This window comes from Cohnella ginsengisoli (assembly GCF_029525555.1).
In the GTDB taxonomy this organism is placed as follows: domain Bacteria; phylum Bacillota; class Bacilli; order Paenibacillales; family Paenibacillaceae; genus Cohnella; species Cohnella ginsengisoli.
This window is the reverse complement of sequence record NZ_JAPDHZ010000003.1, coordinates 1,357,655-1,371,272: the sequence shown is the minus strand read 5'-3', so window position 1 is coordinate 1,371,272 and position 13,618 is coordinate 1,357,655. Positions and strand designations below refer to the sequence as shown.

11 protein-coding genes, 2 pseudogenes and 1 other annotated feature are annotated in these 13,618 nt (G+C 58.7%); of the genes and pseudogenes, 9 read left to right on the top strand and 4 right to left on the bottom strand.

Annotated features, from left to right (window positions below):
- The first annotated feature begins 152 nt into the window (after positions 1–152).
- From OMP38_RS17565 to OMP38_RS17555, 3 genes are all read left to right on the top strand, one after another.
- Positions 153–1,244 (top strand): DUF3048 domain-containing protein, encoded by a 1,092-nt coding sequence (locus tag OMP38_RS17565; RefSeq protein WP_277566280.1) that lies wholly within the window; start codon positions 153–155, stop codon positions 1,242–1,244.
- Positions 1,245–1,543: 299 nt separating this feature from the next.
- Positions 1,544–3,088: a sensor domain-containing diguanylate cyclase gene (locus tag OMP38_RS17560; protein WP_277566279.1), complete on the top strand. Its 1,545-nt coding sequence runs from the start codon at positions 1,544–1,546 to the stop codon at positions 3,086–3,088.
- Positions 3,089–3,532: 444 nt separating this feature from the next.
- Positions 3,533–3,766: a binding site (T-box leader), on the top strand.
- Between the two features lie 94 nt (positions 3,767–3,860).
- Positions 3,861–5,429: a 2-isopropylmalate synthase gene (locus OMP38_RS17555; protein WP_277566278.1), complete on the top strand. Its 1,569-nt coding sequence runs from the start codon at positions 3,861–3,863 to the stop codon at positions 5,427–5,429.
- Between the two features lie 330 nt (positions 5,430–5,759).
- Here the strand turns inward: OMP38_RS17555 and OMP38_RS17550 are convergent, their stop codons facing one another.
- Together OMP38_RS17550 and OMP38_RS17545 are read right to left on the bottom strand one after the other, a co-directional pair.
- Positions 5,760–6,383 (bottom strand): helix-turn-helix domain-containing protein, encoded by a 624-nt coding sequence (locus OMP38_RS17550; RefSeq protein ID WP_277566277.1) that lies wholly within the window; start codon positions 6,381–6,383, stop codon positions 5,760–5,762.
- A gap of 64 nt (positions 6,384–6,447) precedes the next feature.
- A pseudogene (locus OMP38_RS17545) lies at positions 6,448–6,615 on the bottom strand (cupin domain-containing protein); the annotation flags it as partial.
- 136 nt (positions 6,616–6,751) lie between these two features.
- Between OMP38_RS17545 and melA the strand changes: the two are divergent.
- Positions 6,752–8,051: pseudogene (gene melA / locus OMP38_RS17540) on the top strand (alpha-galactosidase).
- A 72-nt stretch (positions 8,052–8,123) separates the two neighbouring features.
- Here the strand turns inward: melA and OMP38_RS17535 are convergent.
- Positions 8,124–8,771 carry a GAF domain-containing protein gene (locus OMP38_RS17535; RefSeq protein ID WP_277566276.1) on the bottom strand — a complete coding sequence of 216 codons (648 nt, stop codon included), beginning with the start codon at positions 8,769–8,771 and terminating at the stop codon, positions 8,124–8,126.
- 19 nt (positions 8,772–8,790) lie between these two features.
- The gene (locus OMP38_RS17530; RefSeq protein WP_277566275.1) at positions 8,791–9,165 is read right to left on the bottom strand and encodes a helix-turn-helix domain-containing protein; all 375 of its coding nucleotides are present in this window, start codon (positions 9,163–9,165) and stop codon (positions 8,791–8,793) included.
- Positions 9,166–9,399: 234 nt separating this feature from the next.
- On the opposite strand from OMP38_RS17530, the gene OMP38_RS17525 reads away from it, so the two are divergent.
- The 5 genes from OMP38_RS17525 (at position 9,400) to OMP38_RS17505 (ending at position 13,589) form a co-directional block, all read left to right on the top strand.
- The gene (locus tag OMP38_RS17525) at positions 9,400–10,335 is read left to right on the top strand and encodes an EAL domain-containing protein (protein WP_277566274.1); all 936 of its coding nucleotides are present in this window, start codon (positions 9,400–9,402) and stop codon (positions 10,333–10,335) included.
- Positions 10,289–10,933, top strand: a complete 645-nt coding sequence (locus OMP38_RS17520; RefSeq protein WP_277566273.1) for an EAL domain-containing protein — start codon at positions 10,289–10,291, stop codon at positions 10,931–10,933. The genes OMP38_RS17525 and OMP38_RS17520 overlap by 47 nt, the downstream gene beginning before the upstream one ends.
- Positions 10,934–11,034: 101 nt before the next feature.
- Positions 11,035–12,795: a PAS domain S-box protein gene (locus tag OMP38_RS17515; protein WP_277566272.1), complete on the top strand. Its 1,761-nt coding sequence runs from the start codon at positions 11,035–11,037 to the stop codon at positions 12,793–12,795.
- Positions 12,734–13,099 carry a diguanylate cyclase domain-containing protein gene (locus OMP38_RS17510; RefSeq protein WP_277566271.1) on the top strand — a complete coding sequence of 122 codons (366 nt, stop codon included), beginning with the start codon at positions 12,734–12,736 and terminating at the stop codon, positions 13,097–13,099. Before OMP38_RS17515 ends, OMP38_RS17510 begins: the two co-directional genes overlap by 62 nt.
- 166 nt (positions 13,100–13,265) lie before the next feature.
- Positions 13,266–13,589 carry a metal-sensitive transcriptional regulator gene (locus OMP38_RS17505; RefSeq protein WP_277566851.1) on the top strand — a complete coding sequence of 108 codons (324 nt, stop codon included), beginning with the start codon at positions 13,266–13,268 and terminating at the stop codon, positions 13,587–13,589.
- Positions 13,590–13,618: the final 29 nt, after the last annotated feature.

Genomic DNA, 13,618 nt, shown 5'->3' with positions numbered 1-13,618 from the left:
TCTTTATCAAGTCGGATGCGGTAATTCATTAGACGGATGAAGGGCGAAAAGGTTTCTTTTGGAAAAGGGCGTTGCGTCCCGGGCGGGACAAGTTGGCGAGGGTTGTGGTTTAATGGAAATACTATATTTAATTATCGTTTGGAGGCCACCGAATGACCGCGAACACTTCGAGCGCGATTCGTACCGCGATGCTGGCACTGACGCTGGCCGCCGCCACGGCCGTACTCGGGGCCTGCGGCGGGGAGAGCGAGCCCGCGACCGCGCCGATCGGGACCGCGTCCGCCTCGTCCTCGTCCGCTCCGTCCCCGTCCGCCACGGCGACCGATTCCGCAGAGCCATCGGCCGCTTTTCTCGCGCCGCTCACGGGACTGCCGACGGACCAAGCCGTCGTCCGCAGGCCGCTCAGCGTCATGATCAACAACTTCAAGGCCGCGCGTCCCCAATCCGGCCTCACCCATGCCGACACGGTGTGGGAGATCCTCGCCGAGGGCGGCATCACGCGGCTCGTCGCGATCTTCCAGAGTCAGACGTTCGACGATCCGATCGGTCCGATCCGCAGCATCCGTCCTTACCTGATCGACATCGGCGAGACTTACGGCGGCATCCTCGTTCACGCGGGGGCCAGCAACGACGCGCTCGCCATCCTGCAGCATTCGGGCAAGGCCGACATGGACGAGATCAACAACGCCGGCGCCTACTTCTACCGCAGCAAAGACCGCAAGGCGCCGCATAACCTGTATTCCACGCAAGAAAAGCTGTATACGGGCGCGCAGAAGTTGAAGTACGACGAGACGGCGACCGTGCCGTTGGTGCAGTTCGACCCGACGCCTGACGTGATCGGAGAGCCCGCCGCTACCCAGGTCGACATCAAGTTCCAATTGTCGGACTACAAGGTGTCGTACGCATACGACGCCTCGACCCATCTATACGCTCGCTCGGTCAACGGACAGCCGCATATCGACCTGAACAATTCCCGCCAGCTCACGGCCGCCAATCTCGTCGTCCTGTCGGCCAAGCATCATGCCTACGACGATTACGGCAGATTGGTGATCGATCTGAACGGCGGCGGCGAAGCCGTCTTGTTCCAGGAAGGGCGCGCGATCGCTTGCGAGTGGAAGCGAGCGCCTGGTGACATCGTCCGCATTTACCGCGACGGTCGCGAGCTCAAGTTCGTGCCGGGCACGACCTACTACCACGTGGTGCCAACGGACGGCGGGTTCGCGAGCCATGTGAAGTATGAATAATAGGAGGCCGGCATTCGCATACGGTATCGCACGGATCGCGTCTTCGGCGCGCGGGTGCTGCGCAACGGCGACGGCAGCCGAAGCTCTGCCTGCCCCGAGCTTTGCGCCTTCCTGACCAACGCGAGCGGCACATCGCAAATGACCCCGGAGATACGGCAATGCCGTACTGCCGGGGTATTTGCGTCGTAAGGCAAGCGCTTGATATGGGAATGGACACTTTGTCGATTTATGCGATAAAATGAAGCCACTTCCTTAATTTTCGCATTCAGTCCTTTCGGCGTGAAAGAAGTGAGGACAAGATGAGCCTGCAGCAAGCTCTCATACCGCTATTTACGCATCTCCTGCCTATTGCGCTATTCATCTGCATGGGGATCGACGTGTTGATCCGCAATCCGAAGAAAACGGAGCACCGGCTGATCAGCCTCGTGACGCTATGTTATTCCTCGCTGTTTCTGGAGGAGTATGTCCGTCAGCTGCTTCCGATTTCTTACAGCCCCGCGCTGGCCGCCTTTTGGTTCAGCAATACGGGCATCCTGATTCCCGGTATCGGCTTTCATTTCACGGCCAGGCTGACGGGGCTTCACCTGCGGATGCCGAAGTACCTCTATCCTTACGTTTTTTACTTGCCGGCGCTCGTCCCGCTTTTCTCGATTTTCGGCGCGAAGGAGATGGTCTCCGCCCAGCGCTTCGTGGAGAGCGGGATGTGGAAGCAACCGGTCTACAATTCTTCGTACTATATCGCGCTGATCGTCAGCACCTGCATCAGCCTGCTGTATCTGCTGCCTCTGCTGAAAGCCAGAGCGCGCGCCGCGTCCGCCGAACAGAAGTCGCTCTATGCTTTGACCATCTGGGGCGTCGTCTTGACGGCAGCGTGGATCCTCGGATTCGGCCTGTTTAATTACGGCAGCTTCATGCCGCCATACCCCTATATTTACTGCGGTCTGCTATGGTGCTTCGTCCTGAGGCTCACGATGAGGCGGCACGATTTCCTGAACTTTGTGGACAAACGGTATGAAAAACTGTTCCAGCTCAATCCGGCCGCGATCGTACTGCTCGACCAGACGGGCACGATTCGTGAGGCCAATCCGGCCGCGGAGCCGTTCGTCGGTCCGGCGGCCAGCGACCGCGAGCCTTTTCAAGCGCTGCTGAGACAGGTGGCGCGTAGCCATTCGCGCGATGCGCGCGCCATCACAAACTACGAGTCGACCGTGCAGGGAGCGAGCAAGCGGCTGAACGTGCTGCTCGACGGCGATGCGATCACGGTTGACAACGAACCGCATCTCATTTTGATCATGCGCGACGTGACCGCCCAGCGGGAATACCAGGAGGAGATTCAGTATCTGGCGTATCACGATCCGCTGACGCGTCTGCCCAACCGAAGGTACTTCTACGGACAACTGGAGGCGGCCTTAATGGCGGCTAGACTGCGCGGCGGAATGACAGGCATCATCCTGATCGATCTCGATCACTTCAAGAGCATCAACGACAGATATGGACACAAAGCCGGGGACGAGGCGTTGGTCCACACCTCCAGGCTGCTGAGAGAGGCGTTGCCGCCCCGGGGGCTGGCCGCCAGACTCGGCGGAGACGAGTTCGTGCTGCTCCTGCCGGATGCGGCGTCGGACGATGTTCTGCTGGAGACGATCGGGCGGCTGCGCCAGTCGATCGAGGTCAACCGGCTGATCTACGAATGCCAGGAGATCCCTATCTCGATGAGCATCGGAGCGAGCCTGTATCCGCAGGACGGCGACGACGGCGACACGCTGATGAACGGTGCCGACAAAGCGATGTACGCGGTGAAGAGGCGTGGTCGCGACGGCTACGGACTGGCGGGCAGGCAGTAGGCGGCGAGGGCGAATTCCGATCGTAAGCCGGCGATGACGACCGGTGATGACGACCGGCGACAACGGGTTTTTGGATGTTTTGCGGCCGAAAAAACTGCCGACCAGTGACACATGATGAAGTACATGCAGATGTACATCTATTTTCGAAGCCTTGAGCCGGAAATCCGCTACATGAAGGAAAGTAGATTTATTTTTGCACCTTTGCTGTCCCAAAGGTCGATCTCGACAGAAGTAGACGTATTTTGGCAGGCATTGCTGCGAAAGAAAGACGAGGGCGCGACCTTTCTTCGAAATTGGCGGCGACGGGTCCCGATCCGTTAGAGTCGCGAACGTTCCTTTTGGTCGCAATGCGACTTGGCGAATAGACGACGGCGGACAGGGCATGATAAATGCCTGTTGACAACCGCTTCTCGGGCGGCCTATAATTACCGATAACTTCATAAGCCAAATGTGTTGATTAGAACCAGTAGATGTGAAGACGCCTTTCAGAGAGCCGTTGGTTGGTGCGAAACGGCAGCGCGGATCACGTTGAACTCCTCTATGAACAGTTGCCTGATATGTAGGGTAAACCGGGATTCCGCCGTTACAAGGATAGATGGTGTTGGCCATCGAACGAGATTGTTTCCGCATGCCGGAAACGAATTAGAGTGGTACCGCGGGTTAAACCCCGTCTCTATAACAGAGACGGGGTTTTTTGTCGTTTAAATTCCGGGTTTAAACGAGCCTGCTTCACATAGATTTACCCATCAAACGCCAATAAGGGGGATTTCCCATGAGCCGCAAAATTATCGTATTGGACACGACGTTGAGGGACGGGGAGCAGGTGCCGGGAGCCAAGTTGAACGCCGTGCAGAAGGTCGAGTTCGCCCGCCAGCTGGAACGCTTGAAGGTCGATATCGTGGAAGCGGGATTCCCCGCATCGTCCCGCGGAGACTTCGAGTCCGTGCAAGCCGTCACCCGCGCGGTCGGACGCCAGATGTCGGTGACCGCGCTGGCGCGCGCCGTCAAGAGCGACATCGACGCCGTCTACGAGAGCATTAAGGAAGCGGATCAGCCGCTCATTCATATCGTGCTCGGCACGTCGAACATTCACGTCGAGAAAAAATTCAACCGTTCGAAGGACGCGGTCATGGAAATGGGGGTCGAAGCCGTCCGCTACGCCAAGACGCTGCTGCCGCACGTGCAGTACTCGACCGAGGACGCGTCGAGATCCGATTTCGATTATCTGTGGCGCACGATCGAAGCGGTCGTCAAAGCCGGCGCGACGATGATCAACGTACCGGATACGGTCGGCTATGCGGAGCCGCACGAGTTCGGGGAGCTGATCCGGCGCATCAACGAACGGCTCAAAAACCTTGACGAGCGCGTCATTCTGAGCGTGCACTGCCACAACGATCTGGGCCTGGCGACCGCGAACACGCTGAGCGCGATCCGGGGCGGCGCGGACAAGGTCGAAGTCACGGTGAACGGCCTGGGCGAGCGCGCCGGCAACACTTCGCTCGAGGAGGTCGTCATGGCGCTGAAGGTGCGGGAGGCGCTGTTCGGCTGCTCCACCGGCATCCGCACGACGGAGTTGCTCCCGACTTCCAGGCTGCTGACGCACCTGACCGGTCTCGACGTGCAGGTGAACAAGGCGATTACCGGCGAAAATGCGTTTGCCCATTCCTCGGGCATTCATCAGGACGGCCTGCTCAAGGATAAGCGCGTGTACGAAATTATGTCTCCGGAGGAGGTCGGGGCCGAGAGCATGGAGCTCGTGCTGACGGCGCGCTCCGGCCGGCACGCGTTCAAGCACGCCGCGGCGCGCATGGGCTTCGAGCCGAAGGACGACGCCGACTTCGAGGCGCTGTTCGAGAAGTTCCTGGCGCTCGCCGACGCGCGCAAGGAAGTATACGATCACGACGTGTTCGCGCTCGTGAACGGGCACCGCGAAGCGCAGCCGAAGGACGAAGCGGTCGCCGCGCGCTTGTTCGAGCTGGATTCGTTCCAGGTCGTCACGAACGAGCTGTGTCCGACCGCCACGGTCAAGCTGCGCAGAGGCGCGGAGACGCTCAAGGGCAGCGCGGTCGGCGACGGTCCGATCGACGCGTTGTACGGCGTCATCAGGGAGTTGGCCGGATACGAGGTGCGGCTGAAGCATTACAAGATCAACAGTCTGTCCAGAGGGGAGGAAGCGGTAGGACGGGTGAACATCCAGCTCGAATACGACGGCAAAACCTTCGCGGGGCGTGCGATGGACACGGATATTATCAAGGCCAGCGCGCTGGCCTTCCTGAACGGCATCAATGCCATCGTGCTCGATTCGGCGCCGGGCGAAGAAGCGGTGCAGGCGATCGGATAAATAAGAAGCGGGCAGTCGCGAGGTTCGATGGGGAGGACGCGCGGCTGCCCGCTTGTTTTAGCGTGCCCAGGTGGCGGGCGGATAGCGGAAAAAACCTCCGCTATGGGTTCCTCATAGCCCAGGTGGCGGGCGGATAGCGGAAAAAACCTCTGCTATGGGTTCCTCATAGCCCAGGTGGCGGGCGGATAGCGGAAAAATACTTCCGCTACGGGTCCCTTATAGCACAGGTGGCGGGCGGATAGCGGAAAAAACTTCCGCTAAGCGTTCAAAGAGGTTACACGAAGAAGATGCGCCAGTACCGGACGTCTTGCGTTCAGTAGAGGATTACAGCTAAACCCCGCTCCGCACCTGCCGCCGGTACGCGGAGGGCGTCTGTCCCGTCAGTTTTTTGAACGACTTGGAAAAGTAGAGCGGGTCGCTGTATCCGACGGACAGGGCGACCTCTTCGACGGAGAGCGGCTCGGCGAGCAGCGAGCCGGCGCGCTCGATGCGCAGCTGCTGCAGGTAGGCGACGGGCGTCATGCCCGTCTCCCGCTTGAACAGCTTCGTCAGATGCGTGCGGTGGTAGCCGAGCTCGGCGGCCATCCGCGCGATCGTGACGGAAGGGTCGGATTGCTGCGCCTGCAGCCAGCGCGCGGCCCGGTCCGCCTCGACGGCGGCCAGGCTGCGCGGTTCGGCGCCGGCGGCGGGACCCGCCGGGCGATTCGCCTTGGCCCAGGCCGCGAATGCCAGCCGCAGCCAGCCTTCCGCCTCCCAGTCGGCGGTCCAGCTTTTTTTGGCGAACGCGCCGTCAACCGCCCGGATTGCCCGCAACGTGTCCTCGCTACCGCCTCGCACGATGGGGTGCAGCGCGTCGACGCCCGCCGCGGCGAGCCAGCGCTCGGCCTCGGGTCCTTGGAAGGCGATCCAGCGATAACGCCATGGCCGCTCCTTGTCCGACTCGTAAGCGTACATTTCCCCGGGCAAAATGACGAAGCTGTCGCCCTCCCCCGAGATCGTAGTGCCGGTCGCGGCACTTGAACCACCCTTTGCCCTCGGCGACCGTATGGATGAGGAAGTGGTCCAGCTTCTGCGGTCCCATCCGGTGCTCCGGCTCGGTCTGCGAGTGCCCGGCGAACAGGACGGACAGCGTCCCGGACGCGCGGGGATTCGGATGCACGGACGTGCGGCTGAACGGATTGGACATGATGGTTACCTCCACAGGATAGACTACATTATTCCATAAGTTGAACGTATTGTTCCATATTCCCGGAAGCGCTTTTTATTTATTATAAATCGCAGATAGGCTTAATACTACCGGGAATCAGGGAGGCTATTATCTTATGTCCAAGATCACGTTCCTCGGCGCAGGCAGTACGGTATTCGTCAAAAATGTACTGGGCGACAGCATGCTTGTGCCCTCGCTTCAGGGCTTTGAACTGGCCTTGTTCGATATCAATCCGGAGCGGCTGAAGGAATCCGAGAGCATGCTTCGCAACATCCAGGCTTCGAACGGCAGCAAGTGCCGCATCGTCGCGTATTCGGACCGCAAGGAAGCGCTGCGCGGCGCTAAATACGTGGTCAACGCCATTCAGGTCGGCGGCTACGACCCTTGCACGATCACCGACTTCGAGGTGCCGAAGAAGTACGGGCTTCGCCAGACGATCGCGGATACGCTGGGCATCGGCGGCATCTTCCGCAATCTGCGCACGATTCCGGTCATGATGGACTTCGCCCGCGACATCCGCGAGGTTTGTCCGGACGCCTGGTTCCTGAACTATACGAATCCGATGGCCGTGCTGACCAACGTCATGAATACCCACGGCGGCGTGAAAACGGTCGGCCTGTGCCACAGCGTGCAGGTATGCGTGGATCACTTGTTCGACGGACTCGGCATGGAGAAGGAAGGCGTGCGTTCGCGTATCGCGGGCATCAATCATATGGCCTGGCTGCTTGAGGTGACCAAGGACGGCGTAGACCTGTATCCGGAGATCAAGCGCCGCGCGGCCGAGAAGCAAAAGGAAAAGCATCACGACATGGTGCGCTACGAGCTGATGCTGAAGTTCGGCTACTATGTCACGGAGTCGAGCGAGCATAACGCCGAATATCACCCGTACTTCATCAAAAAAAAATTATCCGGAGCTGATCGAGCGCTTCAACATTCCGCTGGACGAATATCCTCGCCGCTGCATCGAACAGATCAAGGGCTGGCAGGAGATGCGCGACAGCATCGTGAACAACGCGACGCTGACGCACGAACGCTCGCACGAATACGCCTCCTACATCTTTGACGCGATGGAGACCAACGTGCCGTTCAAGATCGGCGGCAATGTCATGAACACCGGCCTCATCACGAACCTGCCGAAGGAAGCTTGCGTCGAGGTGCCGTGCCTGGTAGACGCTTCGGGCGTTACGCCGACGTACGTGGGGGATCTCCCGCCGCAGCTTGCCGCGCTCAACCGGACGAACATCAACACCCAGCTGCTCACCATCGAAGCCGCCATGACCGGCAAGAAGGAGCACATTTATCACGCCGCGCTGCTCGACCCGCACACCGCCGCCGAGCTGTCGATGGACGACATCGTATCCCTGTGCGACGACCTGATCGAAGCGCATGGCGACTGGCTGCCGAAGTTCCGTTAAGCAGCGAGAGGCATGCACGCGAAGCAGCCTTCATCCGGCCCGCGCCGAATGAAGGCTGTTTTTCTTTGTGTGCTATCTCGATTGTTCGAGCTGGCGGATCATAAACGATTTGATGGAGGCGAGCTCCCGGACCAAGTATTCGGAAGCGGCGGAGAAGAACGTCAATTCCGCCTCCGTAAACGCTCGCGGGCATCGCGCGGATATGAATTGATAGCCGATAGACTCGCCGCCGTTCAACAGCGGCAGCGTCACGAACGATTGGATCGCCGCTTGCTTGTACATCTCGCGATGATTGGCCGCGACCGGATGGTCGGACCGGAGCACGTCTTCGATCCTGAACACGGTTGACGTGTACACGGGGGCCGGGTAATGGTCGGGGACGTCCTGTTCCACGCTGAGACCCTGGGTGTACTCATTGAACATATCCGGCAAATGCGAGACCGAAGCGTTCCAGATTCGCAGCGCGTCCATGTCATAGAAGTATAGTCCGCCCCTGAGATCGGGATAACGTTGCCGCATGCGGCCGAAGTAATGTCCCATCAAGACCTTGGCCCGAATGGCTAGATATTCGGCACGGCCGATCAGGTCCTCTTGATAGAGCCGCAGCAGATTCGTCGACACGTTATATTCCTGTCCGCCGCCTCCGTCGAGTCTGGCGAGCAGCTTCTCCAGTTCCTTGGACGTCTTGAATTTTTTTAAAGAGATGATGACTTCCTCCATAGGCAGCCCCTTGAATCCGTCAGGATGATCGTTCTTCTGATGTTCTGCGCTTGTTTTTCGCGACGATCGACGCAATGAAATCGCGGATGGTCCGCAGCTCCTGCTCGTCCAGCTCCGCGCCGTTCCAGTGAAAAAAGGGCGCTTCCGCGCTTGCATCGGCGGTTGGCGACAGGAATGGCTGTTCTTCGGCGTCCGTGATGCCGAGCAGATAGTCGGCCGTCGTCCGGAGCGCATGGGCCAGTTTGGTGATCACGGCGAGCGGAGGCTCGCGGTTGCCGTTTTCATAGCCGGAGATCGTCGTCTTCGCTACGCCTACCGCGGCACCGAGCTTTTCCATCGTAAATCCTCGTTTTTTTCGCAACAGCTTTAATCGATTGCCGAATGGATGAGTCATGATAATCCCCGCTGATCATTGAAATTAGGACAATTATCCTGTATTATACGGATAAGTATTCGAAATGAATACTTTTCTTCCTGATTTTAATATATCATGCGCTTTCATGTTCCGTTAACTGGTTGAATAAAGATTTTAATACATTTTAATGAATGGATAATATAGGCCGTCCGGACCAGTTCCGGGCGGCTTTGCTTGCCCAAGCCGTGTGCTTCGCTTCGGATGGATCTCATCATGAAGCGGCAGGTCCGGCGGACCGGGACGGACTCGAAAAATGGATGTGACCGCATGGTACAGGAGCGGGCGGAGACGCCTCAAGTCAAGCAATTCGTGCAGAGCGCCAGGATGATGTTCGAGCATCATTCCGAACCTGCCTGGTGGGTTGACGTCAACGGCATCCTGCTGGGGGGGAACGAAGCGTTCCATGTTTTATTCGGCCGTCCATCGAAAGATTCGAACGAGTTCCATTTAAACCGGATGGTTGCCAAAAGGGATCTGCTTCGGGCAACGAGGTGCATGCTCAAAGCGAAGGCGGGCCGCGCGCAGCCTGTCGAAGCGGCCTGCATCGGCAAAGACGGCGGGGAAACGGCGATGTCCATCACGTTCGTGCCGGTTTATGCCGACCGTGCGCTAGTCGGCATTTACGGTCTCGCGACGCCGTTGGCGCGCGATTCGGCAGCGGGAATGGACGCCGCCGAATCCGCTGCGGGTCGGGCTGCCGCTTTGGCAGGCGCTCCGCTTGTCGAGGCGTTGAGCCGGGCGATCGATCAAGATCAGTTTCTCGTGTATTATCAGCCGCATCTCGATATCCGAACGGGGCGCATCGTGGGAACCGAGGCGCTTCTTCGTTGGCGACATCCCGAACGCGGCATCGTAGCGCCAAGCGATTTTATTCCGGCCGCCGAAGCGTCGAAGCTCATCTTGCCGATCGGCGAATGGGTGCTTCGAACGGCATGCGCCCAGAATAAAGCGTGGCAGGATCAAGGCGCCGGACCGCTCACGATCGCGGTCAATTTATCGCCGCGTCAATTCGAACAGGACCACGTCGTCGATATGGTCGGGCGCGTCTTGGCGGATACGGGATTGGAAGCCGCGGTATCTGGAGCTGGAGATCACCGAAGGCATGACGATGGACGTGGAGCGTTCGATCGCCACGCTGAAGGAGCTTAAACGCCTTGGCGTTAAAATCAGTGTAGACGACTTCGGCATCGGGTATAGTTCGCTTAACTACCTGAAGCGGTTTCCGATCGATACCTTAAAGATCGACCAATCCTTTGTGCGGGATTGCACGGAGGACGATAACGACGCGATGATCATCAAGACGATCATCGCGATGGCGCATCACCTGAATTTGAACGTCATCGCCGAAGGCGTAGAGAAGCCCGAGCATCTGATTTTTCTGCAGCAAAATCTATGCGACGAAGCGCAGGGCTACCTTTTCAGCAGACCCGTCCCTGCCGAAGCGTTGATGGAGAAGTTCGAGCAGGTCAATGCCGTCGTTGCTAACCTGGGCATCAAGGCGGAGCTGACGGACCAGATGTTGATGCGGGAACAGGTGCGCGCGACCCGAAGAAATCTCGAGACGACGCTCCGCAAGCAGCAGGGCGTGACGATGAAGTTCAAAAAAGGAGAAAGACCGATTCGTTCATACGCTGTGCGAAGGGGAGCTTGTCTACCGTATGGGCTTTTCGCCCGAATATATCGTGGGCAAGACGCTGCGCGAATTTCTTCCCCCGGACGTCGCGGACCGGATCGAAGGCTACTATAAAAAAAGCTTGGCTCGGGGAAGAACACGTATCGTATGAGGCGGATGTCGGCGGCATCTGGTTCCTCTCGTCCTTAAGGCCGATTCGACGTGGCGGCCAAGTCGTGGAGGTGATCGGCTCGGCGATCGACATAACCGAGAGGAAGAGAGCGGAAGACGCGCTTCGGCAGGTGTACGCGCGCTACCGGCTGATCGCCGAAAATTCGACGGATTTAATCTCCGTACTCGATGCCGCCGGTCGTATGCAATACGTTTCCCCCTCGCACGCGCTTTTTCTGGGAATCTCGCTGGACAAGCTCGAAGGCCATACGCTGTCCGACCTGATCCACCCCGAGGATCGCCAGCATGCGATCGCGTTTTTCGACGAAATGATGAAGCAAAAAAAAGCCGAGCCATGGCGAGTTCAGACTCAGGCACGGGGACGGGAGATGGCTGTGGGTCGAAACCGGCTGCACGCCGGTGCTCGGCGGGGACGGGCAGGTCGAACGCGTCATCAGCGTCGGACGCGATATCACGCCGAGGAAACAAGGGGGGAAGCCGGGATGAATCCTGAAAACGACAAGCTTGCCCAAGCGCTGCGTGAGATGGAGGAACGCTATCGCAGATTGGTGGAGTCGTCGCCCGAGGGGATCATCGTTCAGCGCGAAGGCACCATCCTGTACGCGAATCCTGCATCGCTCCAATATACCGGGGGCGCGAATCCTGTCGGCGATACGATATTCGATTACTTGCACCCCGATTATCACGACATTGTCAGTCAGAAGGCAATCACGCCGGAGATTGGAAGAGAGCTGCCGTTCAGGGAGATGAAAATCGTTCGGCCGGACGGCCATGTCATTGACGTGGAGATCGGGGCCATGTTTATTCCGTACGAGGGGCAGCCGGCTACGATGACGATGCTTAGAGATATCTCGGATCGAAAGCGGGTCGAGCAAGAACTGAAGGAGAGCGAAGAACGCTACCGGCTGCTGGTGGAAAAATCGCCGGAACCGATCGTCGTTCATACGGAAGGCAAGCTTCGTTACGTGAACCAGGCAGGGATCGAACTGCTCGGTCTGAACGTGGCGGAGGAGCTGATCGGACGTTCCGTGCTCGACTGCGTTCATCCCGACGACCGGGAGGCTTCGCTCGAGCGGATGCAGCGACTTTACAAATCCGAAGGAAGCACGGAAGCGCTTCTCGAGCAACGAATCGTCCGACCCGACGGAACGATCGTATTCGTGGAAGTGATGGGTATCGGCATCTCTTACGGCGGCGAGCCTTCGGCCCAGATGATATTCCACAATGTCACGGACAGGAAAAAAGCCGAAGAAGCGCTGCAGCGGAGCGAGGAGAAGTACCGGTTCATCGCGGAAAACATGCATGACGTCGTCGGCATCTGGGACGTCGACGGCATCGCCAAGTACGCGTCGCCATCTATTCGGACCGTGCTCGGCTATCCGCCGGAGCACTTTGAAGACAAACCGGTGCTGAACTTCGCTCACCCAGAAGACTTGCCGCGGACCCGGCAGCTCCTCTCCGATATGAGGCGGACGAAGGAGACGCGAGCGCTCGAATGCCGCTGCGAGCATCGGACGGCGGGATGGCTGTGGCTCGAGGCGAAGGTGACGCCGGTCCTCGACGATCGGGGAAGGATCATCCATTTTCTCGCGGTGGCAAGAGACATCACGGAGCGAAAGAAACTGGAGTCCCGGCTCACCGAGATGGCTTATCACGATACGCTGACGGGCCTTCCGAACAGGCGTTTTTTTCTCCGAACATTTGCAGCGGGCGCTTTCGGACGCGAAGCGGAACGGGAGAAAGATGGGGCTCATTTACCTGGACTGCGATCGCTTCAAGCAAGTCAACGATACGATGGGGCATGATACCGGCGACTCGCTTCTTAAAGGATTGGCCGGGCGATTAAAGCGCTGCGTGCGCGATAAGGATCTGGCGGCCCGTATCGGGGGCGACGAGTTCGCCATCGTGCTGACCGAGATCGAAGACGAGGCGGAAGCCGAGCGTATGGCGTCGGCGTTGATGAAAGCGCTGCAAGAGCCGTGGGCATTCGGCGCCAATCGATTCTTCGCGACGACCAGCATGGGCATCTCCGTATTCCCCCGGGCAGGCAACACGGTCGAAGCGTTGATCAAAGAAGCGGATGCGGCCTTGTATCGATCGAAAAATTAGGCCGGAACCGATACTGCATGTAGTCGTTGCCTTAGTCGTTCGTAGTCGTTGTCCCTGGCGTCGGCGTTCCGGCAAAACACCTTGCGTTATATAGGGTGGGGGAGTATAATGAGGTCAACAAAAGGGGGCCGCGATCTTGAACGATAATTCCGAACCGCATGTGCCGGTGATAGGCAGCGACGACGCGGAGTCTTGCCATCACGACGGCGCAGCGCGCAAAAGCCACCACTCCGACAAAGTAAAAAGCAGTCTCGTCAGCAGACTGAACCGTATCGAAGGACAGGTTCGCGGGATTAAAGGCCTTATCGAGCGGGATACTTACTGCGACGACGTCCTCAACCAGATCGCCTCCGTCCAATCCGCGCTGAACGGAGTCGGCAAGCTGCTGCTCGAGCATCATCTCAAGAGTTGCGTCGTCGAGCGAATTCAGGAAGGCGACACGGACGTGCTGGCAGAGCTGATGACGACGATGAACAAGCTGATTAAGTAATTCAACGACTACCTGCGGCGATATCGCCG

Coding starts and splice junctions, on each gene's coding strand:
- OMP38_RS17565 (WP_277566280.1), top strand. CDS start 153: ATGACCGCGAACACTTCGAGCGCGATTCGTACCGCGATGCTGGCACTG.
- OMP38_RS17560 (WP_277566279.1), top strand. CDS start 1,544: ATGAGCCTGCAGCAAGCTCTCATACCGCTATTTACGCATCTCCTGCCT.
- OMP38_RS17555 (WP_277566278.1), top strand. CDS start 3,861: ATGAGCCGCAAAATTATCGTATTGGACACGACGTTGAGGGACGGGGAG.
- OMP38_RS17550 (WP_277566277.1), bottom strand. CDS start 6,383: ATGTACGCTTACGAGTCGGACAAGGAGCGGCCATGGCGTTATCGCTGG.
- OMP38_RS17535 (WP_277566276.1), bottom strand. CDS start 8,771: ATGGAGGAAGTCATCATCTCTTTAAAAAAATTCAAGACGTCCAAGGAA.
- OMP38_RS17530 (WP_277566275.1), bottom strand. CDS start 9,165: ATGACTCATCCATTCGGCAATCGATTAAAGCTGTTGCGAAAAAAACGA.
- OMP38_RS17525 (WP_277566274.1), top strand. CDS start 9,400: ATGAAGCGGCAGGTCCGGCGGACCGGGACGGACTCGAAAAATGGATGT.
- OMP38_RS17520 (WP_277566273.1), top strand. CDS start 10,289: ATGACGATGGACGTGGAGCGTTCGATCGCCACGCTGAAGGAGCTTAAA.
- OMP38_RS17510 (WP_277566271.1), top strand. CDS start 12,734: ATGGGGCTCATTTACCTGGACTGCGATCGCTTCAAGCAAGTCAACGAT.